The organism is Candidatus Thiothrix phosphatis (genome assembly GCF_035668035.1).
Taxonomy (GTDB): domain Bacteria; phylum Pseudomonadota; class Gammaproteobacteria; order Thiotrichales; family Thiotrichaceae; genus Thiothrix; species Thiothrix phosphatis.
Genome location: NZ_JAYMYJ010000030.1, coordinates 20,939 through 38,576 on the forward strand (window position 1 = coordinate 20,939; position 17,638 = coordinate 38,576).

The window sequence follows — 17,638 nt, forward strand, 5'->3', positions numbered from 1 at the left end:
GCCACTTGTTTGAAAAGTTTTGAATAAAAATCAAACGCCCACAAAAAAGCCCGGATCAGCGTTAACCGACCGGGCTTCTTCTGCCACCTCTGGCGACAATGCCTGAACTGTACCGTTTTCCGTGACGATCCACAACAAAAACTTATTGCCATCCTCAAATCACTAATGGCATTCCACATTTTCTGCGTTGCTGACAAAACCATTGAAACGTCTAGACGTTTTGCTATAATAGCACCTGTACCGCACTGCTACACCCGCACCGGGCGGCTTCCCGGAACTCTTCAAGGAGTTAGCTATGAAAAAAGCACTATCTATCATCCTCGCCATCTCCCTCAGCACCGCATCAGCGGAAGGCTGCAAGTGCGCCACCCCTGAATGCGCAGCTGGCCTGCCACCTTCCACCCCGCACGAAGTTTCCTACGAAGAAGCTTGCGTCGTGGGCGGCAGTACAGTTTGCTTTCTGGCCGCCCTGCGGGTTCCATCCAGCAGGCGGACGGCCTTCATCGCAAGCTGCCAAGCGGGCAAAACGGCGGCCTGCATAGCTATGTGTGAGTAAACGTAGCGGGGAGGTGGCTTAACCGCCTCCCTTTTTTCCAACACTGGAGGAAACTGAAATGTATAAAGTCTACCTGTTGAAAAAAACCCGCTCAGGCACGGAAGTGATGAAGGGGTTAAGCACCGAAACCCCATCCGCCGCAGCGGCCACCGCCGCATTCTGGGACTTGCGCCACCAGCCAGACCTGCAAGGCCAGCCGATCCTGCTGCTGATGACCAAGGACAAGGAAAAGCTCAACCGGCACTGGTTCAACCGGGAACCCGGCGACGAACAGTATGTCCTGCCTGGTGAAGAACTGCGGGAGGCCTGATGGAAACCGAAAAGCGCAACCACCACAACCGGCACCGGGTTGGGAAACGCAATTTCCAGGCAAACCTGAAGCCGGAAGAAACCGCCTTGGTTGACCGCGTGAAAGCCCTGCATAACCTAAAGACCGACCGGCAACTGCTGCTGTATCTCTGCGGCAAGGAAGTGGCACATGCGTGACGCCCTGATCCTGTCAATTGCATCTGTGGCGCTTTTCCCCCCCCTAAAACAGCTTGGCTGGCTGGCTGGCGGAATCACGATGCTTGTGGTTTTGACCCTGATCGGTTTTCTTCTCCGCAAACCCTAATTTCAAGCCGCGCCGGGAAGCCGTCGCGGCCACTCCCCCACCCCACCCTGCCCAAACCCGCCCGCGCCCTGCCAGCCTCCCCCCATCGCCAGCCCAATTGGCACGTTGCCTTGTTGTGTAGAAGGTATTCCCGCTGGTGCAGCTTCCCTTCCTTGGCCGTCATTGGGACTGCGGCCTTTCCCTTGGCACGGCAGCCCAGCAGGACGTGGCGCGACTTTGCCGCAGGCAAACACTCGCGCTCCTTTTTATTTAGAGCGCTTGCGCTCTTGTATTACAGCAGAACAGTTTAAGGATAGGAGGGTTATTGTATTTTCTAGGGAGAGTTATTGGAGTGACCATGCCCCGCATGGAATATACTGGGGATAGTTGTTGAACTTATGCACCGGCTTATAGGGAGGGTTATTCGCGGTCACTCACAGACTGTCAGGGGGATGGCTTTGGCTGGCGCGTTGAATTAACCCATGACGTGCTGGATTTTAACGCTGTATGTATATAATTTGATCTTTTCTAGCCTGAAAAGGCTGTGATTGGCTTATGCTGGACGCAACTATGCTGTAGTTGTTACCAGATTGATCGGAAAGCGGCCTTCAATGCTTCCCTAACAGATGTGTCAGAGCCTTTGCTCATATTGTCTTGGTAGATTTCGATGAACCGTGCCTGGAACGCCTGGTGCTTGTTATGGGGAAGCTGGGCCAGATAGTGCTGGATGGAATCCTCTGGCCAATCATCCTTACGCAGTTTCTTGGGGCGCTTCAACTTGATCATGCCAAGCGCGCCTTGCACTTCTTCCGGGATCCTGGCTGACAGGGACGCCGCCACTGCCTTGATGCTGTTGCCCATGTCTTTCAGCGCTTTACGGTAGGAAAAGTCGCTCAATTCCTCAAACAGGTTGCGCACCCTGAATTTTTGCCAAAATTCGTCAGTTAGGCGGTATACGGATGGCCTTCCGCCATAAGAGCCATCTTCCTTAATGGTGAAAGTTCGCTTACGTTCCAGCATCTTGTTCTCCACCAGAAACCTGGAGGCAACCTTGATGTTGTCGCGTGTCATACCAGTGATGCGCACGGCATGGTCAATGTCAAAACACTTGAACTCGCCGTATTTCCCATAACCGCGAATCCCCACAACGCCGCTGACAAAATTGGCGTGGTTCACCAAATAAATCGACAAATTTGACAGTTTTTCGCGCAATTGGGAATTAGTCTGTTGCATGAAGCCGCCGTGCTTTTTCACGTAGTGCCTAGTCTTTCTGGTGCCTATATCCATGAACGCCAGCGGATTATGCGAATATTCCCTGATTTTTTCACAAATCGCATAGACCGCATGCGATTTGCGATTGTGGCCAAATTCATCCAGCGCCGTACCATCCTTGTACGGGCTACCGTTCATGATGAAACGGAAATGCCGCCGGTCATGGCCGTATTTGTTTGGCTTGTAGTCATCGCCAAGCAAACCGGCAGCCCGGCCAAGCAAGTTGGCCGGGCGTTCAACAACAGTGGCGGAAGCATCTGTCACGTCGCCACGCCCTCCTCTTCCAGGATGGTGCGGACGTATTTGGAAACAAAGGCTAGTGTTATTTCCTTGAGCCTTGCTTGCTGCATTTCGCCAACAGCATGGATTTCACCCCAAAGCATGCCAACGATGACATCAATCAAAATGGCAGCCTCAATCTTCAGCTTGTCATTATCTGGAAGATTCTCGCTGGAAATAAAGCTCTCAAGCCTTTTTATTGCTGGCTGGGAGTAATTCCCTTCATTCTGCCTATTTTCAAACATGCCAGACTCGATAATTATATCGAGTGTTTTTGGCAGAAATAAGGACAGGAAATCGACTCTGCGTTTAACCGCATCTTGGCGGCGCCGAACTGTGCGATCAGATTTCTTACCCATGCTACGCCCCCGCGCCCGGCGCAGGCCGGTACAGCCAGCCATCCCGCACCCGGGCCGCCTTGGCGGCCTGCTCAGGCGTAGACACTGGCTTTTTATTGCGGGGGCTGAACACACCAGCTTTCCTGGCGGCCTCCTGCTTCAGCCGGAGTGAAGCGGCGCACAGCTGCTCGAGCGGGACTTGCCTTTTTAAGCGGTTGCTCACGCAGGAAGGGGAAAGTTTCCACTCTTTTGCCCATCCCCCCACTGTCCGTGTTTCCGTGACGCCCCCAATCTCAACTGAGACCAGGGTTTCCTTGCCACGACGGCTGACTGTGTACCCCAGGCTGATGTCCACGCTCATGGCGCCACCTCCCGGAAACTCCCCAGCAACTGCAAAACAGACAAGCGGGCAGCTTCATCGAACCTGTCATCAACCAATGGATGCTGGTAAATCTCGATAAAGGCATCACCCCCTATCCAGACATCTTGACCATCGCGATACATAATTGCCGCCGTGCTGAACTCAATGTCATCAACCACACGACGCATCAGGTCATGGCCAATGCCAAACCGCGCGGATAACCAACGGGCAGTGATGAATATTTGATGATGGAATGTTGTGATATTTTTAGGCAAAGCCAGTGCATCAGACTTATACGCCAAGCCATTGTTTTTTCTTTCTTTCCATTCAGCATTTGAATGGTTTTTTTCTGCAAAAACTGCCATAATAAGACCCTCTGAAAAGAATTTAATAGCGCCCGGATTGCCGTCTTGGCGCTATTTTTTTGCCAAAATCACCCTTCCCTTTACCCTCCCGGCCTCCTGCCGGGCGCTTTCATCCCGCCTAAAACGGGGGCATTGCTGCCCCCTGACCGCTAGGAGGACGAGGAAACCTGCTTTGGTGGCCACCCTGACCGGGAAACCCCAGCGGGAAAGGTGGCCATCAAAACCCCCTGTTTTTTTAAAGCTGACCAGGAACAGCTCGGGCTTTTTTAATCCATTCTGGAGCCACAACGCCCCTCATAACCCCACCCTTGCCTCGTCGATCAGCTCGCCCACCCCTTCCAGCAAATCAACCGCATCCTCTGGCGCAAGCCAGCGGGTGAAGGTGAGCAGGTCGCGGGTGCGCAATTCAAACTCAACGTCATAAGCGCGTTCACCCTCCCCCATCTGTTCCAGCAGCGACTTGACGGCGGCATGGCGGGCGTCAAGCTCACTCACTATAAAAACCCGGTCTGCGGGGGTAAGATGCTCAAGTTTTTCGCGTTTCATTCCACCCTCCAGGAGGACTCATGCCGATCTACCAAAAATCCGAAGTTGCACGTTTCCTGCACGACCTCGACAAATATCACCAGGCTCTGAAAGCAACGCTCACCGCTGCGCCAAATGCTGATGTCTTCAACTTCTACTCACACAACCCGGATGATTTCGCCCGGGATTTTGTGGAGATCGACCTTGACGAATTGCACAAGGCCATTGAATTCCACAAAGTCATCGTCCAATCGCTAAAGCGCCTCGAAAAGCGCCCTGCAAAACAACTTCACAAGGGGCGATAACGCCCCTCATAACCCCACCCTTGCCGATTCTTCCGTCACTTCAAAATCCTTAATTTCCCTGCCCTTTTTCGCCGTGCCATCCTTTTCTGACAGGGACGGACGATCAGGAAAGGATTCCTTTTCCCTCTCAGCGGCCAATCTTTTCACTGGCTGCACCAGGAAATAGTCAATCGCCTCATCAAGGCTCACCTTTCCCTCCGACGCCATCGCCAAGCCAACCAACAGCCTATTGCTTGGGCGGCGAGAGTAACCGGAAGCCCTAAAAACGTGGGCAACCAGATAGTTGAGCGTAGTCCCCGCATTTTCTGCGTATGCCTTGCGCTCTTCCTTCGATAGGGATTCGTAGAAATCAGATGGCGTCATATGCAGCATCTTAACCAAAACTGTTATCAATAGGCAATATATTAATTATCATTTTTAGACAATTTAACATTTTTGGTTAAGGCATTAAGCTGATCAGATGGACATATATAAAGTAAGGCAAGCAAATGCACAGCACGTTATCGACAAGAGATTCGATGGCGTAAAAGCCCATTTCGCCAATGAAATCAAAACAAGCACGGTGGTTGTGAACAGGTGGTTCGCCGCCGGTGAAGAGCAACGCAGAAATATAGGCAGCAATGCTGCCCGCAAGATTGAACAGGCATTAGGCTTACCATATGGTTGGCTTGACCAGGAGCATGAGAGCCTTAACGACTTGGAGGCAGATGCGAAGAAACGCACTGCACTAAGAATTGCCAGCGGGGAAACCTACCCAATACCGCTGCGCCAGACCGTACTGATTGACCAACGGCTGAGATTAACCCTTATAGACCAACTGCAAGGAAATCTCATGCTGCTCTCAACCGACAAGGATGCCTACGCCCTGCAACTGCACGGCCACAACCCCACGATCTGGCTGCACCACCGCTGGCTGATCGTCATCGAACCCAACACCCCCATCGCCCCGGACGAATGCCTGCTCCTCACCCTCAAAAATGGCGAGCTGCTGCTGCGCCTGCTAGTGCATGACAGCCCCACCCAAATGGCCGTGCGCAACCCCGTCAGCGGCGAACAGGAAATCCTCCTGCACGACCAGATAGAAAAGTCTGAATACGCCTACATCGGCATCCCGCCCAGCAAAGTCACCCTCCCCACCGGCGAGGCCAACAGCTGACCCCCTGGTTGAGGGGTCTTTATTCCATGCAACATGAGACAGCCAACCATAACTGGAATGCAAGCCAATCAGACGCATCCTGCCACTGACAGAAACTGAACAAATTAGCCTCACTACATTGATAGTTTTTAACCATTCTTGTTACTATAGGGCAGTTAACGGGGCATAACTACACCGCCTGACGGAATCAATCAGCCAAACAAGGCACCTGTGCTATAAACAACACTGGCAGACACGAACATGGCAGTCATGGCAATCGACAATTTCCAATGGAACACGCAAGCAAACGAGGTCAGCAGTTACTTCACTGTAATCCGTGACCTGGTTGCCCGCGCCCATGAAGAAGTCACCCGGCGCCAAGCCATCAGCAAAAGCTGCCAGACACTCGACACCGCCCACGAGATTATCTGCATTGCCCGCGCCAAAGCAGAAGAACATGCCGACATCATGATGGCAACCCCCTTTCCTGTCGAACTGGAATACATCACCCATCTGGCAGAAAGCATCCTGACCCAGGAGTTCAAGGAAATCCTCCAAATCCTGGAAACTCGGGAACCCCCTTGGTTCAGCCGCCACAAACATAAGCAATTCATCCAAAAGGTCATCAGCAACCGGGATGCACTGCTTGACCTGATCCAGTACCTGAAACAATTCCACCGCGCCGACGCATGGGATCTTCAATTCTGCAACGACGCGCACCACAGCCAATTGGGTGATAGGCTCAACCAAAACAGTGAGACTTTCAGCGCCAATGACTGGATCACCTTTGTGGACGCATTGGAATCACCACAAGCCCCCAGCGAACGCCTGCAAGCTGCTGCCAAAAACCACCGCCGCCACCTGTCAGCATAAGGGTAAACCGCCATACATGGATGTACCCGTCTATCTGCTCGAATCCAAGCATGACCGCTCCCAATTTGACTGCGGCGAACCTGAACTCAACGCCTTCATCAAACAATATGCCACCCAAAATGCCCGGAACAGCCTCTCCAAAACCCATGTGTGGGTCAAAAACGATGCTGTGGCAGGCTTCTATACCCTTAGCATGGGAGAAATATCTCCCGAAAACATGCCCGCCAACCTCGCCAAAAAGCTCCCCCGCTACCCTGTCGCCATCGCCAGAATAGCCCGGCTCGCCATCGACAAAAACCACCAGGGCAATGGCAATGGCAGGGCCTTGCTGCTGCATGCCCTTGAAAACTGCCATCGCCTTTCCAACACCATTGGCATGTATGCAGTCCTTGTTGACGCCAAACACCAACAAGCCAAAGCCTTCTACCTGCGCAATGATTTCCAGCCCCTGCCCGACCACGAACTAACCCTGTTCATCACCACCCAAACACTCAAGCAACTATTCTCACATTGAACAAAATTCGCCCCCGCCCATCTGCATAAGCACCCCCAACCCGCCCCGAGCGGGTTTTTTTTCGCCCTGAAGAAACACCCCGCTCCACCCCAAATATTTTTTCTTCATAACAACCAAAATTGTTATTGACTGTTATTAACCAAAATTGTTAACCTTTTCCTCACTGGCGGAAATTAACCACCGCCAGCCAACCAACCAACAGGGAACAAACATGACAACGAATTCAACAAGCACAACTGGCCCACTCCCCGCGCTCTGCGACGTGGCGCGCCAGCACCTGCAAGCCCATCTGGCGGAGTTGGGTGAAAACGAGGCGCGCAACATCCGCCGCCTGATGCTGGACGAAGTTGAACGCCCGGTGCTGGAGCTGATGCTCCACCACACCCACGGCAACCAATCCAAGGCCGCCATCGCCCTCGGCATCAGCCGCACCACCCTGCGCGCCAAGCTAAAACACCACGGGCTGGCTTAACCAACACACAACAGGGCTTAGAAAAAATGAAAGCAGCAACAAAACAACTCATCACCGGGATCGTGGCACTGGCGGCAGCCGTGGCGCTCGTGGCCATCGGCGCACCCAAGGCGATGGCGGCTGACAAGCTGCCAACCGTGCAGGCCTTCACCCCCGCAGCGGGCGTGGATGCCGGTTGCGGCAAGGGCAAGACCGTTTACACCGTCGATGGCAAAAAGTTTTGCGCCATCCCGAAGTCTTATCTCAATCCCCTCTAACGGGGCAACAGCAACAACGAAAAGGAGCTAGACCATGAACACATACATCGACATCAATGAATTCCTGGACGAATACGAGCGGAACCACCGCGATGATGATTGGCTCGGTTTTGAGCCGGTCATTTGAGTCTTAATCCCCTTTGATCGGGGCGAATGAAGAAGGGTGCCGGGTGGTGACACACCCGGCTGTGCAAACATAAGAGAAATTACACATGAAAAAAGTACCAGAAAAACGCAGGCCAGTCACCATCGACGTGACGCCAACAAAAACCGTTATCCACAAAAAGCCGCCATCCCCCGCCAACGGGCAGGGCGACGGCCTGCTGCTCAAAGCAACAGGCATCGCCATCGGCCTGATCATCGGCTTCCTACTGTTCGTGAGGTGACACCATGAAAACCTCACGCCACCCTATCGCCAGCATCACCGTGCTGCTCTGCATCGGCACTGGCATCACCGCCTGCATAGACCACAGCCTCAACACAAGCAGCCGCACCGTTGTCGCCACCGCCTACACCAGCGACCCGGAACAAACCGACGGCACCCCGTTTGTCCCGGCCTGTGGCGGCGAACTGGTCCCTGGCGACCGCGCCATCGCCATCAGCCGCGACCTCAAAAAGCACGGCCTCACCTGTGGTGCCAGCGTCATCATCAATGGCGACGAATGGACTGTGCGGGACGTGATGAACAAGCGATACAGCAACCGCATCGACCTCTACATGGGGGTGGATGAACAGGCCGCCCGCCAATTCGGCAAACGCCGCGTGGAAATCCAGTGGAGGCAGTCATGAACCAGCACCAACTTCAACGGATCATGCGGCGGATGGAAGCGCTGGAGCAAGAAAACGCCGCATTGCGCGGCAGCGCCCACCAACGCAAAGCCAACCCAACAGCACAGCCAGGCACGGCGGAACCAAGCCCCGCCAGCCAGATTTTTGTGTTGCTGGCCGTGGTTGTGTTCGGCATCTACGCCATCATCCCCCATCACTGGCTAATGTGGGCGACGAAGGCCGTGCAGAGGGCGCTCCAATGAACCGCCTGGCGCTGATGGCCGTTGTCACAACCGTTGCCGCACTGCCGACAACGGTGGCAGCGGAAACGGCGGACGCCATGCTGCAACGGCTGGGGGCTGACGCCGCACACCACTTCGGCGTTGGCCGCTACCACCTCCGCTACGGCAACATGCCCTCCCCCGACTGGGCTGGCTTCGCATTCGGCAACAACATCACCATCCGCCAAGGCAATGGCGACGAATACCCAATTGCCGTCGTCGTCTGCCATGAAATGCGGCATGTGTGGCAATACCAGACCGGATTCCGCTTCCGCCCCGACCTGCCCTACTGGGACAGGCCGGAAGAAGTGGACGCCCGCGCCCACCAGCAACAATGCGCCGCCGCCATCGTCGGCAAGGGGCCGAACATTTCCGACGTGCCCAAACACAACACCGCCATTGACCGGCTGCAACAGCAACCCCCCGCCCAACCCCCCGCAGGCCCGGCCCCACCCGCCCCGCCAACCGCCGATGAAGACATCGACGTGCTGGTTGGCGCGGCGGTGGTCATGGCGCTGACCGCCTGGTGGGCAAGCCGCGACAGCAAGAAACCCGGCCAAGGCCCAGGCACTGCCGCGCCACGGTTTGACTTCCGCAAAGGTTTCCACCGCTTCGCCCTGGCCGCCAACGCGCTCATGTTCGGCTACCTGCTGTTTTGCGCCTGGGTCTACCTCGGCTCACTCGGCTGGGCAATGCTCGGCAGCGCCGGGTTGCTGGCCATGGGCGGCTACTACCTGTCGGCGCTGGCCTCACTGACACCGGACGACAGCCTTCTGATCATACTGTACTCCATAGGCATGTACCTGCTCATGGCGACATTTTAAGGGTTAACACAATGACAACGACAAACGACACACAAGCATTCCGCCTCAACAATGACCTGCACCGGCAGGATGTCGAGGCACGCAAACAAGCCCGGCTGCTGGAGCACTCCGAAGGCAACCTCGGCAAGGCCAGGATCGTCACCTTCCTGCTCTACTTCGCCGCCGTCTGGACACTGTACGTGTTCGACATCTGGGGCGCCGCAGGCTTCATCGCCTCACAACTCGGCGAGCTGCCCGCATTCCTGCTGTTCGGCACCATCTCGCTGGTCTTGCCCGCCTTCCTCTCCTCCACCAAAGAAGACCTATACCGCTCCATTGCCGAACACTTCGCAGACGGCAAGCGCCTGACGTGACCATGTACATCACCCTCGCCTTCTTCCTCGTCTCAGGCATCTTCTTTGAGCTGTTCACAGCCACCTCACAGCAACAGCACATCGCCAACAAAACCGCCGAAAGCTCTGCCGACTTCCAATCCATCCAGAACACCGAGATCGTCATCAAGCCTGACGCATCCAGCGCCGCCGAACTGGCCAAAGCCGAGCGCCGCCTGACGCAATGCAAAGTGAAACTGGCGCGCCGCGAAGTCCCCCACTGTGACGGCGATGCAACGGCGGTCTCATCCCTGCAACGCTCACAGCAAGCCAGCAACAGCTCCATCGGCGGCGCGGTTGACAAGGCCATCACCGCCAAAACCGACAGCATGCTGAAAATCACCGAAGAGAAAAACAAACCCCTCTTCAAAATGATCCGTGACGAATTCAACGTCACCATCAACACCGGCATGATCATCGCCGTCGCCATCATGATCTTCATTTTTGAAGTGACCCACATCACCAACCTGTTCGTCTACGCAGGCCGCATCCGCCGTTTCCGCCAACTGGAAGCAGGCCTGGACGACATGCGCGGGCAATACCACCAGTTGACCGGCAACGACTACACCCCCCCTGCCCCACCAGAAAAAACCACCCTGACCGGCCTGTTCCGCGACTTCCGCAGCGCCTCCCCCTTTGCACCGGCGTCCCGGGCTGTCGCCTCCTCCTTTGCCGGGGCAGCCAACAACATCAACCAAAGCGTCCCCGGCATCCTGGCCAATGAGCTAGGCAAAGCCCAACAAGCCAGGGAACAAGTCATCGCGGACACCGCCCAAAAGCTGGACAGCATCGCCGAAGCACATGCCGGACGCAGCCAGGACAAAACCTACCGCCAAGAACTGAATGAGGGACAAAAAATGCATTCCGACTCCCCACTGGACAAGCCCCGCCCTACCCCACTCCACCCACAAGGCCAACACAAAGGCGGCACCGGCCTGCATAACCCGGCGCTGGGCAAATGTGAGGCCATCTACCCGCTGCCACTGACCGACACAAACGCTGACCGACCCTCATTGACCGGCCAATGGAATCCGGTCAACGAACCCCTCCCCGCTGACCGACCCTCATTGACCGGTCAATGGAATCCGGTCAACGAACCCCTCTTCGCTGACCGGTCAGCGCTGACCGGTCAACAACAATCGGTCAATGAACCCCTCTCCGCTGACCGGTCAACAACAATCGGTCAATGAAATTGCTCAAAAACTAGCCATAATTGAACAAAAATTGCACGAACAAAAAGCCAAACGCAAAGCCGCCGAAGAGCAGGCCGCCGCTGACCGGGCAGCAGCCGCCAAGGCCGAAGCAGACCGGATAGCCGCCGAGAAGAGGGCAGAAGCAGAGCGCAAAGCCGCCGAAGCCAGCGCCAGAGCCAAACAGGAGCAAGAAGCCATAGCCGAGCGCCAGCGCCTGGAAGCCGCCAAGGCCGAAGCAGACCGGATCGCCGCCGAAGAGCAAGCCGCCGCTGACCGGGCAGCAGCCGCCCAAGCAGAAGCAGACCGGATCGCCGCTGACCGGATGGCCGCTGACCGGATTGCAGCGGTCAACGCCGCCGCCCAAGCCGCCATTGACCGGTCAGCGTCGGTCAATGAAACCGCAAGCCGGTCAGCGCTGACCGGCGAGCAAATTGACCTGGCGGTCAGCGTGCTGACCAACGCCGTCACCAGCAAGCACATCGACTCGCTTGGCTTCCCGACCGTGGCGCCATTGTTCAAGGCGGCGGGCCTTCCGACCGGCACCGACAAGCTGAAAGACCTGAACAAAGCGGCCTGCGAAAGGCTGTCCGCCATTGGCCTGGCGAAACCAAACCCAAACACCGCCAGCAACCAGCCACGCTTTTTAATTGCCTAACCAAGAAACAGGGCAGGGTGGCCATAAAACCCTGCCCAAAGGAGACAACATGAAAACCATGCCATCAACCAAAATCCGCGAAGCCTACAGCCACGACCTACGGCAAATGCTCACATCCGACCAGACTGACCTGCCCAAGGACAGCATTCGCATAGAACTGGCCATTCGCGCCACCATCCCCAGCGCCATGGGCTTCATGACCAAAACCGCAGCCCAAAGCCGGGTGGCCATTGACGAAAACGGCTGCGAACTGCTGCTGGGCAAAGGCGACTGCCTGCTGAAGGTCAACGGCGAAATCACCCGCGTCCACGGCGCAATGATCACTGGCCAGCACCTGGCAAGGATAGCTGTATGAAAACGCAGGCAGGCACCCCATGAAACCCGCTTGCCTGGGCAGAAACAACCTCCCGACAGGGGCGAAAAGCCCCCTGTTGGGAACCCACGAAACCCAACTTGAACTGCAACTCACCGAACAACCCACACTAAAACTGGAAGACACCCATGAACATCAACCCCAGCAAAATCCGCGAAGCTACGGACACAACCGCCAGTGTCAGCGTAGCCAAACAAGACGCTGAAGCATTTGCCGAAATCGTCCACCTCACCGGCATGGAAGAGGCTCCAGACGCCCAGTCTGTCGTTGAACGCATCAAGAATTTGCTAAAAACCGAAGAAGAACACAACAGCCTTCAGAACACCCTGATTTATGAAGAAGACTACGATGAAGCCAACCCGGACACGCTGGAAGTATGGCTGGATGAGCTGGCGCTCAAAGTGAACACGATGGGGCAAGACCCGCTGGAACTCCTGGAAGAAGCACTCCGCGACATCGGGCTATACCTCGACAGGAGGGCAGCAGCATGAAAGACGCGATGGCTGACCTGATGAGCGCCAAAGCCCCGCCACCCTGGGAAATCAAACGCCGCAAAGCCGCCGCCGAGGCGGCGCGGCAATACGAATACTGGAGCGAACGCTACATGATGGCGTCCACCAACAAACTCACCCCCGCGCAACTGGACGAAGCGCGGGAACAGTTCCATCACTGGAACAAACGCTACATTGAATTACGGGAGCAAGCCCCATGAGCACACTCATCAGCTACACCGAACTGAAAAAGAAACTCGGCGGCAACACCCCGGAAGGGGTCATCGCCAACCTCGAACACATGGGCATCCGCTACAAATGCCGCCTGGACGGCAAGCCCATCACCACGCTCGACGCCATCAACCGCGCCATCGGCCTGCGCCAGCGGACACCTGACGACGACACCAACAAGCAAACCGTGGAAGTCGAAGTCTGATGGCCCGCCCCCGCAAGGTCAGGAGCCACATCCAGATCCCCTATGTGCACGAATCATACGGAGCCATCGTCTACCGCCCCTACATCCCGCCCGACAAACGGGCAGGGCTGGAAGTGGGCGGCAATGGCCTGCTCAAGCACAGCATCCGCCTCGGCACCCCCGACGACGACCCCGACGACATCTACCGCGCCTACCTTGGCGCGCGGGAATCCCTGCGCCTGCAAATCGCCAGCGCCCGCAACACGCTCGGCTGGATCGTCGAGCAATACCTGCAATCGCGCCAATTCATCGAGCTGGCGCCCACCACGCAAAAACGCGCCCACCAGCTCAACCGCATCCTAGAGCACCCGCTGCGCATCAACGGCCATGACAGCACCCTCGCCGCGCTGCACATCACCAACCTGACCCAGCCATTGCTGCACCAGATCGCCGACAAGCGCCTTGGCCAATACCAGCGGGCAGGGCGCAAAGGCGTCGTGCAAGTCAACCGCGAAACCACCTTCCTCAGCACCGCGCTCGGCTGGGCCTGCAACTACATCCCCGACATCGGCGTCACCGTCAACCCGCTGCGCGGCTACAAAAAGATCCCCGAGACACCCGCCGACCGCTACGTCAGCGACGGCGAATACCGGCTGGTGTATGAAGCTGCCGCCAGCATCCGCCCATGGCTGCAACCGCTCATGGAAATGACCTACCTCATGGCCACCCGTGGTGTCGAGACGCTCGACATCCGCCTGGGCGACTGCACCGAAGAGGGCATCCGCACCCGCCGCCGCAAAGGCTCCCGCTCCAACCTAATACTTTGGTCGGAACGGCTGCGGGCGGCATACCATGCCGCGCTGGCGCTGCATGAGCCAGCGCGCCAGACCGTGCGCGACCCCTGGCTGTTCTGCCGCCGCAACGGCGAAGCCATCACCCGTGGCGCCGTGCACACCGCCATGCAAAAGCTCAAGGAAAAAATGGAAGCGGAAGGGCAGGAAGAAAGCTTCTTCAACCTGCACGCGCTCAAGGCCAAAGGCGTCTCAGACAGCGACGACAAGAAAATAGCCGGGCACAAGACCGAATCCATGCGCCAGCGCTACGACCGCGCCATGCCCGTCAACAAGCCGGTCAAATAGGGAAAAACCAACCCCCAGTCCACGCGCTGTTCAATAGTGGTCAGGGCTTCACCGCCTGACCGACCCGAACAAATCAGAATGTGTCCCCGTCCGTTCAAAGGTAATGGTGCTGTCATCATCGGTCAGTTTGTAGATCAGTAACCAGTCAGGCTCCACATGCAATTCCCGCCGCGCCTGCCAGTTGCCTGACAAGGGGTGGTCTTTCAATTCCTGGGGCAGGGGTTCTGCATTGGCCAAAAGCACCATCACCGCTTTCAGCCTTTCCATATCCTTGCCGCGTTTTTTGGAAAGCTTCACGTCTTTTTTGAACCGGGATGTGTAGACAGCTTCGCGCATTACATTTCCAGTTGTGCAAACAGGTCATCCACATCTTTGGCGTGGTGCAATTCTTCACCGTTATCGGTTTTGCGGAAAGTTTCCAGCGTTTCAGCATTTGGTGTATGCCCATAACCGTAAGCACACAGCCGCTCCTCCCGGTTCAAGTCGAGGATCAGTTGATGGCGCACATCGTCGGGCAACTTGGCGATGGCCTCCTTAATGTCGTTTACCGTTCCCATATCACATACCTCTGTTAAGCGCCGCTTTACTGTTTGACATCATAGACCAGAAGTTGTACTTTTTCACCGTGAAGCAAAAAACTTCACCGGGACTCTCACTCCCGAACACTTAGAGAGCACAAGCCGCTACAAGCGGTTTTTTTGTGCCTGCTGTATGCTCGCAGGCTGCAAAAAGTCCTATGGGACTGTGCAGGGCTACCTTCGGGTAGGCCGGTATCTCTGAGGCCGGTAGTGAGAAACCTTGCACAGTTCCCGCCATTTCTGATTTCTCACCAGAAGGGCGGGTAGATCTCACTACTCAGAAGGTCTTTTACCATGCCTCCATTATCCGTCTGTGATACCAACATCAGTATCCGTGAAAACCGCTACTCCCTGAATGACCTGCACAAAGCATCAGGTGGCGAAAGAAAACACCAGCCAAGCAACTTCCTGCGCGTTGAGCAAACCCAAGAGCTTATTGCCGAAATTGATAAATCCTCAGATGTGAGGATTTCCCATGAAGTGATTCGCGGCAAGAATGGCGGGACATTCGTCTGCAAGGAATTGATGTATGCCTATGCCATGTGGATCAGCGCCAGGGTGCATCTCGCGGTGATCCGTGGGTTTGACGCGATGGTGAACGAACAGCGCCAGCCGGAAACGGCAGCAGCACCGGCAGCGCCAGCGCTGGAGCACAAGCCGCTGACCGAAGCGGGCGGGGTGGCGCTGCTGCACGGCCCTGCACATCCAAGACCACTTGGCCGCGCTGGAACGGGGCATCGCCGACCTGAAGCGTGGTGGGGCCTGAACGGGCTTGTGCGGTGGCAATGGACAATACTGGATAGGCAAGCTAAACTTGAAATGTGAATCATATTTCAAGTTTGGCCAATGGGCCAATAAGTTTGACTATGTTAATTTTCTCCCCCAAAATCTATGGGATGAAAATTAACATGGGCGCTTGAATGATGAAACTGGTAAAGCCGGAAATTTTTCACGGGAAAAATGCGGAAGAGCGTTTGCAGGAGCTGGATCTTAACAAAGCAGGCTTAGTGGAAGTGGCCCAAGCCGCCATTGGCGCTGAAAATGACAGCACTATGGATGACCCTGCAAATGCCCCAGGCCTTTTTCCTATATTTATGGGACCCGCACACTTCGGGAGAAGTTTGTTGGCGAGTGTTGGAAGCTGGATCGGACAGACCATGTGGAAAGCATTGTCAATGAAGCGCGCGCGCTGCGCGTCATTTTTCAGAATGTTGACACAGCATGTTCTGAGCTTCATAAGCCGCAGCCACGCTCAAAAAAAGGCGCAGGTTCTGAGAGGGTTTGCCAGGGAAACGCCCAGTGGCTTGATGGTTTAGAGTTGCCTGTCCCAGTTTTGGATTCAGCTTCAGGATATGCAACCTACTATTTGATGCTTGCCCAAGATGGTGCTGTTGAGCTGTCTCGCCCTGTGGTGAGGAAAGGTAAGTTTGATGCTTATATTGAACGCCTGTTCCTTCTGTCAGGGGATGATCCGTTGGATTCTGGTTCATTCGATGGGCAATCAACGGAAACAGGGGGGCAATGGGATATTGAACCCGAAGTGACACGAAAAAAGTAAGCAGGATGGATGTGAATGTTTAACCCCAGTCGACTAAGTTTGGCCAGGACACGATGCAAAATGAGCGGAAAAGACCTTGCTGAAAAGACAGGCCTTACTGCTGTCACGGTTTCCCGCCTTGAGAAAGGCATCAACGAGCCAAGCGAGGAATCCCTGCGCAAGATTGCCAACGCCCTGGGGTATCCAACATCATTTTTTTATGGCGACGACCTGGACGCCATACCTACTGAAGCCATCAGCTTTAGAAGCCTTAAGCGTATGAGCGCCAAAGAACGTGATGCCGCCATTGGCGCAGGTTTGCTTGGCGTTTTGTTGTCGGATTGGGTGGATGAACGTTTTAATTTGCCTGAAATTGACCTGATTGACCTCGGCCAAGAGAGCAACCCGGAAGTCGCAGCACGGTCTTTGCGCCAACATTGGGGGCTGGGCGAGCAACCTATACCAAACATGGTTAAATTGCTGGAGGCAAAGGGCATCAGGGTATTTTCCCTGGCGGAAGACACGCGGTCAGTGGATGCTTTTTCTTTCTGGCGCGACAACCAAGCGTATGTTTTTCTAAATAATTTTAAAACACCAGAGAGAAGTGTTTTTGATGCCGCCCATGAATTGGGGCATTTGGTCATGCATAGGCATGGAGGCGCAAATCATTCCAATGCAACTGAACATGAAGCAAACCAATTTGCCTCAGCTTTCCTTATGCCTGAGCATGACGTTTTGGCGCGCAGGACAAGGCAAATCACCACCGATGGCATCATCAAAATGAAATCCCGTTGGCGGGTTTCTGCAATGGCCATGGCTTATCGGCTGCATGCATTAAAGCTTATTTCTGACTGGCAGTATCATGCGTTTTGTATTGAGCTTGGCCGCAGAGGTTATAGGACAGGTGAGCCTATTGGCATCAAGCGGGAGACATCTGTTGTCTGGAATAAAGTTTTTTCACAACTGTGGAGTGAAAAAGTCACCAAGCAGGAAGTGGCTGATGAGTTAAGCATCCCATTGGTGGAGTTGGAAAATATTGTGTTTGGGTTGTTCAGCGCCACCTCTGCTGTTCCATATAACGCTGAAAAAAGTAAATTTCTACAGGCTGTTAGATAGAAAGTGCCCCAAAAAAAGTCAACATCAAAAAAGACTGGAAAGAAATCAGGGCA

33 protein-coding genes are annotated in these 17,638 nt (G+C 55.3%); 25 read left to right on the forward strand and 8 right to left on the reverse strand.

Annotated elements, in window-relative coordinates; all coding sequences use genetic code 11:
• The first annotated feature begins 295 nt into the window (after positions 1-295).
• The 4 genes from VSS37_RS03815 to VSS37_RS03830 are packed head-to-tail and all read left to right on the forward strand — an operon-like array spanning position 296 to position 1,169.
• A complete protein-coding gene (locus tag VSS37_RS03815) occupies positions 296-556 on the forward strand; it encodes a hypothetical protein (protein WP_324693338.1) in 261 nt (86 codons plus the stop codon).
• Between the two features lie 58 nt (positions 557-614).
• Positions 615-866 carry a hypothetical protein gene (locus VSS37_RS03820; RefSeq protein ID WP_324693339.1) on the forward strand — a complete coding sequence of 84 codons (252 nt, stop codon included), beginning with the start codon at positions 615-617 and terminating at the stop codon, positions 864-866.
• A complete protein-coding gene (locus tag VSS37_RS03825) occupies positions 866-1,042 on the forward strand; it encodes a hypothetical protein (RefSeq protein WP_324693340.1) in 177 nt (58 codons plus the stop codon). Before VSS37_RS03820 ends, VSS37_RS03825 begins: the two co-directional genes overlap by 1 nt.
• Positions 1,035-1,169, forward strand: coding sequence for a hypothetical protein (locus tag VSS37_RS03830; RefSeq protein ID WP_324693341.1), 135 nt, complete (start codon positions 1,035-1,037; stop codon positions 1,167-1,169). Before VSS37_RS03825 ends, VSS37_RS03830 begins: the two co-directional genes overlap by 8 nt.
• A gap of 561 nt (positions 1,170-1,730) precedes the next feature.
• On the opposite strand, the gene VSS37_RS03835 is transcribed toward VSS37_RS03830, so the two are convergent.
• From VSS37_RS03835 to VSS37_RS03855, 5 genes are all read right to left on the reverse strand, one after another.
• Entirely contained in the window at positions 1,731-2,684 is a 954-nt protein-coding gene (locus VSS37_RS03835) for a hypothetical protein (protein ID WP_324693342.1), read from the reverse strand.
• Positions 2,681-3,058, reverse strand: coding sequence for a hypothetical protein (locus VSS37_RS03840; protein ID WP_324693343.1), 378 nt, complete (start codon positions 3,056-3,058; stop codon positions 2,681-2,683). The genes VSS37_RS03835 and VSS37_RS03840 overlap by 4 nt, the downstream gene beginning before the upstream one ends.
• A gap of 1 nt (position 3,059) precedes the next feature.
• Positions 3,060-3,398: a hypothetical protein gene (locus VSS37_RS03845; protein WP_324693344.1), complete on the reverse strand. Its 339-nt coding sequence runs from the start codon at positions 3,396-3,398 to the stop codon at positions 3,060-3,062.
• Positions 3,395-3,763, reverse strand: a complete 369-nt coding sequence (locus VSS37_RS03850) for a hypothetical protein (RefSeq protein ID WP_324693345.1) — start codon at positions 3,761-3,763, stop codon at positions 3,395-3,397. Before VSS37_RS03850 ends, VSS37_RS03845 begins: the two co-directional genes overlap by 4 nt.
• 294 nt (positions 3,764-4,057) lie before the next feature.
• A complete protein-coding gene (locus VSS37_RS03855; RefSeq protein WP_324693346.1) occupies positions 4,058-4,309 on the reverse strand; it encodes a hypothetical protein in 252 nt (83 codons plus the stop codon).
• A gap of 20 nt (positions 4,310-4,329) precedes the next feature.
• Between VSS37_RS03855 and VSS37_RS03860 the strand changes: the two genes are divergently transcribed.
• Positions 4,330-4,593: a hypothetical protein gene (locus VSS37_RS03860; RefSeq protein WP_324693347.1), complete on the forward strand. Its 264-nt coding sequence runs from the start codon at positions 4,330-4,332 to the stop codon at positions 4,591-4,593.
• Positions 4,594-4,599: 6 nt separating this feature from the next.
• Here the strand turns inward: VSS37_RS03860 and VSS37_RS03865 are convergent, their stop codons facing one another.
• The gene (locus tag VSS37_RS03865) at positions 4,600-4,956 is read right to left on the reverse strand and encodes a hypothetical protein (protein WP_324693348.1); all 357 of its coding nucleotides are present in this window, start codon (positions 4,954-4,956) and stop codon (positions 4,600-4,602) included.
• Positions 4,957-5,053: 97 nt separating this feature from the next.
• Here VSS37_RS03865 and VSS37_RS03870 point away from each other — a divergent pair, with 97 nt between their 5' ends.
• The 17 genes from VSS37_RS03870 to VSS37_RS03950 all read left to right on the forward strand — a co-directional run bounded on the left by VSS37_RS03870 (position 5,054) and on the right by VSS37_RS03950 (position 14,354).
• Complete coding sequence (locus VSS37_RS03870) at positions 5,054-5,749, forward strand: hypothetical protein (RefSeq protein ID WP_324693349.1); 696 nt, start codon at positions 5,054-5,056, stop codon at positions 5,747-5,749.
• A gap of 240 nt (positions 5,750-5,989) precedes the next feature.
• On the forward strand, positions 5,990-6,601 hold the full coding sequence (locus VSS37_RS03875; RefSeq protein WP_324693350.1) for a type II toxin-antitoxin system TacA family antitoxin: 612 nt from the start codon (positions 5,990-5,992) through the stop codon (positions 6,599-6,601).
• Between the two features lie 16 nt (positions 6,602-6,617).
• A complete protein-coding gene (locus tag VSS37_RS03880; RefSeq protein WP_324693351.1) occupies positions 6,618-7,115 on the forward strand; it encodes a GNAT family N-acetyltransferase in 498 nt (165 codons plus the stop codon).
• Positions 7,116-7,326: 211 nt separating this feature from the next.
• Positions 7,327-7,587: a helix-turn-helix domain-containing protein gene (locus tag VSS37_RS03885; RefSeq protein ID WP_324693352.1), complete on the forward strand. Its 261-nt coding sequence runs from the start codon at positions 7,327-7,329 to the stop codon at positions 7,585-7,587.
• A gap of 26 nt (positions 7,588-7,613) precedes the next feature.
• Complete coding sequence (locus VSS37_RS03890; RefSeq protein ID WP_324693353.1) at positions 7,614-7,844, forward strand: hypothetical protein; 231 nt, start codon at positions 7,614-7,616, stop codon at positions 7,842-7,844.
• A gap of 212 nt (positions 7,845-8,056) precedes the next feature.
• Positions 8,057-8,230 carry a hypothetical protein gene (locus tag VSS37_RS03895; protein WP_324693354.1) on the forward strand — a complete coding sequence of 58 codons (174 nt, stop codon included), beginning with the start codon at positions 8,057-8,059 and terminating at the stop codon, positions 8,228-8,230.
• 4 nt (positions 8,231-8,234) lie between these two features.
• Positions 8,235-8,633, forward strand: coding sequence for an RlpA-like double-psi beta-barrel domain-containing protein (locus tag VSS37_RS03900; RefSeq protein WP_324693355.1), 399 nt, complete (start codon positions 8,235-8,237; stop codon positions 8,631-8,633).
• Complete coding sequence (locus VSS37_RS03905; protein WP_324693356.1) at positions 8,630-8,875, forward strand: hypothetical protein; 246 nt, start codon at positions 8,630-8,632, stop codon at positions 8,873-8,875. The genes VSS37_RS03900 and VSS37_RS03905 overlap by 4 nt, the downstream gene beginning before the upstream one ends.
• Positions 8,872-9,717 (forward strand): hypothetical protein, encoded by an 846-nt coding sequence (locus VSS37_RS03910; protein ID WP_324693357.1) that lies wholly within the window; start codon positions 8,872-8,874, stop codon positions 9,715-9,717. The genes VSS37_RS03905 and VSS37_RS03910 overlap by 4 nt, the downstream gene beginning before the upstream one ends.
• A gap of 11 nt (positions 9,718-9,728) precedes the next feature.
• Positions 9,729-10,070 (forward strand): hypothetical protein, encoded by a 342-nt coding sequence (locus tag VSS37_RS03915; protein WP_324693358.1) that lies wholly within the window; start codon positions 9,729-9,731, stop codon positions 10,068-10,070.
• A complete protein-coding gene (locus VSS37_RS03920; RefSeq protein ID WP_324693360.1) occupies positions 10,067-11,278 on the forward strand; it encodes a hypothetical protein in 1,212 nt (403 codons plus the stop codon). Before VSS37_RS03915 ends, VSS37_RS03920 begins: the two co-directional genes overlap by 4 nt.
• Before the next feature lie 34 nt (positions 11,279-11,312).
• A complete protein-coding gene (locus VSS37_RS03925) occupies positions 11,313-11,936 on the forward strand; it encodes a hypothetical protein (RefSeq protein WP_324693362.1) in 624 nt (207 codons plus the stop codon).
• Positions 11,937-11,985: 49 nt separating this feature from the next.
• The gene (locus tag VSS37_RS03930; protein WP_324693363.1) at positions 11,986-12,291 is read left to right on the forward strand and encodes a hypothetical protein; all 306 of its coding nucleotides are present in this window, start codon (positions 11,986-11,988) and stop codon (positions 12,289-12,291) included.
• Between the two features lie 146 nt (positions 12,292-12,437).
• Complete coding sequence (locus VSS37_RS03935; RefSeq protein ID WP_324693365.1) at positions 12,438-12,800, forward strand: hypothetical protein; 363 nt, start codon at positions 12,438-12,440, stop codon at positions 12,798-12,800.
• Positions 12,797-13,021 (forward strand): hypothetical protein, encoded by a 225-nt coding sequence (locus tag VSS37_RS03940; protein WP_324693366.1) that lies wholly within the window; start codon positions 12,797-12,799, stop codon positions 13,019-13,021. Before VSS37_RS03935 ends, VSS37_RS03940 begins: the two co-directional genes overlap by 4 nt.
• Positions 13,018-13,236: a DUF4224 domain-containing protein gene (locus VSS37_RS03945; protein ID WP_324693367.1), complete on the forward strand. Its 219-nt coding sequence runs from the start codon at positions 13,018-13,020 to the stop codon at positions 13,234-13,236. Before VSS37_RS03940 ends, VSS37_RS03945 begins: the two co-directional genes overlap by 4 nt.
• A complete protein-coding gene (locus tag VSS37_RS03950) occupies positions 13,236-14,354 on the forward strand; it encodes a site-specific integrase (protein ID WP_324693368.1) in 1,119 nt (372 codons plus the stop codon). The genes VSS37_RS03945 and VSS37_RS03950 overlap by 1 nt, the downstream gene beginning before the upstream one ends.
• Before the next feature lie 48 nt (positions 14,355-14,402).
• On the opposite strand, the gene VSS37_RS03955 is transcribed toward VSS37_RS03950, so the two are convergent.
• The gene (locus VSS37_RS03955) at positions 14,403-14,690 is read right to left on the reverse strand and encodes a type II toxin-antitoxin system YafQ family toxin (RefSeq protein WP_324693369.1); all 288 of its coding nucleotides are present in this window, start codon (positions 14,688-14,690) and stop codon (positions 14,403-14,405) included.
• Positions 14,690-14,911, reverse strand: coding sequence for a hypothetical protein (locus VSS37_RS03960; protein WP_324693370.1), 222 nt, complete (start codon positions 14,909-14,911; stop codon positions 14,690-14,692). Before VSS37_RS03960 ends, VSS37_RS03955 begins: the two co-directional genes overlap by 1 nt.
• Before the next feature lie 315 nt (positions 14,912-15,226).
• Between VSS37_RS03960 and VSS37_RS03965 the strand changes: the two genes are divergently transcribed.
• The 3 genes from VSS37_RS03965 (at position 15,227) to VSS37_RS03975 (ending at position 17,585) form a co-directional block, all read left to right on the forward strand.
• The gene (locus VSS37_RS03965) at positions 15,227-15,757 is read left to right on the forward strand and encodes a KilA-N domain-containing protein (RefSeq protein ID WP_324693371.1); all 531 of its coding nucleotides are present in this window, start codon (positions 15,227-15,229) and stop codon (positions 15,755-15,757) included.
• Between the two features lie 334 nt (positions 15,758-16,091).
• Complete coding sequence (locus VSS37_RS03970) at positions 16,092-16,490, forward strand: hypothetical protein (protein ID WP_324693372.1); 399 nt, start codon at positions 16,092-16,094, stop codon at positions 16,488-16,490.
• Positions 16,491-16,505: 15 nt separating this feature from the next.
• The gene (locus tag VSS37_RS03975; RefSeq protein ID WP_324693373.1) at positions 16,506-17,585 is read left to right on the forward strand and encodes a helix-turn-helix domain-containing protein; all 1,080 of its coding nucleotides are present in this window, start codon (positions 16,506-16,508) and stop codon (positions 17,583-17,585) included.
• The last annotated feature ends 53 nt before the right edge of the window (positions 17,586-17,638 follow it).